Annotated in this window: 1 protein-coding gene and 1 pseudogene; one reads left to right on the top strand and one right to left on the bottom strand. The window is 73.6% G+C overall.

Annotated elements, in window-relative coordinates:
- A pseudogene (locus GTW08_RS29865) lies at window positions 1–315 on the bottom strand (hypothetical protein); the annotation flags it as partial.
- Between the two features lie 605 nt (window positions 316–920).
- On the opposite strand from GTW08_RS29865, the gene GTW08_RS29870 reads away from it, so the two are divergent.
- Window positions 921–1,124: a cold-shock protein gene (locus tag GTW08_RS29870; RefSeq protein WP_020627638.1), complete on the top strand. Its 204-nt coding sequence runs from the start codon at window positions 921–923 to the stop codon at window positions 1,122–1,124.
- The last annotated feature ends 241 nt before the right edge of the window (window positions 1,125–1,365 follow it).

The raw sequence follows: 1,365 nt of genomic DNA on the forward strand, positions 1-1,365 counted from the left end.
GACGGCCGGAGCTGCCGGGACGGCCGGGGCGCCCGGAGCCGCGGGGACGCCCGGGGTAGGCACGTCCTGGACGGGGACGGTGGTGTCGGCGGGCGTCGCCGGGGCGGTCGCCGCGCCGTTCCCGAAGAGCGTGTCGAACAACCGGTCCAGCGGGCCGTCGGACACCGCGGCGGGCGCGTGGGTGACGGTCGTGGCCGGGGCGACCGGGGTGGAGGCACGAACGGGCTCGGCCGCGCCGGCCACGCCGGCGCCGTACACACCCAGGGTGCCGATCATGAGGGTCAGGGCGACGGAAGTGGTGACTCGGGATCGCACGGTCTCTCCAGTTCGCTGTGCTGCTGCACGGGGTGACGGACGGCGCTGAGCTTGCGGTCACCGGGCGTCGTCCACCAGTGACCCGATCGTGGCCACACGAGCCACAAGGGCCCCACCGGTCACGCTGTGAGCAGATCGCACCGCAACGCACCCGGAACGGGCGACCCCGTCCGGGGCTGTGCGGGGCCGCCGGGCGGGCCCGGGCCGCCGTCGCCACCCGAACCGGGGAGGACGTGCGCCCGGCGCTCACCCGACGGCGTGGAACTCGTCCCGCGCTCACCCTTTCGGGACGGCGGTGACCACCCGTTGCCGATCGACGGCCCGGATCTCACATTCCGTGATCGCGCCGGAGGAGCCCGACGGGCGGTCGGCGCCGCGGAACGGGCCCGTGCGGGGGCGTCGAGTGAGGACGGTCGACGTGCCGGAGAGCCGTGGTAGCGTCCGCGTCGGTTGCAGTCGTTCTTCTCCGATCGCCGCGAAGCGTCCGTGTGAAGTTGTGACGGTGGGCGTCGTCGATCGGTGCTGAGGTGCCACGACGGTGTCCACGCGACCTCCGGCTCTTGCTGTGAGGGCCGGAACCGCTCCATCTGAGAAGGACACACGCTATGCCGCAGGGCACCGTCAAGTGGTTCAACGCCGAGAAGGGCTTCGGCTTCATCGCCACCGACGACGAGGGACCGGACGTCTTCGTCCACTACTCCGCCATCGAGTCGAACGGATTCCGCACGCTGGAGGAGAACCAGCGCGTCGACTTCCAGGCCAGCCAGGGCAAGAAGGGCCCGCAGGCCGACTCGGTCCGCGTGATCTGAGCTTCTGCGCGGGCACGACCCGCGCACCGCGACGGCGCCGGCTCCCCTCGGGGACCGGCGCCGTCGTCGTCCCCGGGGTCAGCCGAAGGCCGCCCGCAGCCCCTCCCTCGCCCGCAGCGCCGCCGCGACGACCACCGCCACGACGCCGATCGCCGCGACCACGGTCACCGGCACCGTCCCGGTCGTCGCGGACTCGACCGCGATCCAGACCAGCGCCCAGGCGGCCGTCGCCGCGTAGGGC

The sequence above is a fragment of the Pseudonocardia sp. SID8383 genome, from assembly GCF_009864975.1.
GTDB classification, from domain to species: domain Bacteria; phylum Actinomycetota; class Actinomycetes; order Mycobacteriales; family Pseudonocardiaceae; genus Pseudonocardia; species Pseudonocardia alni.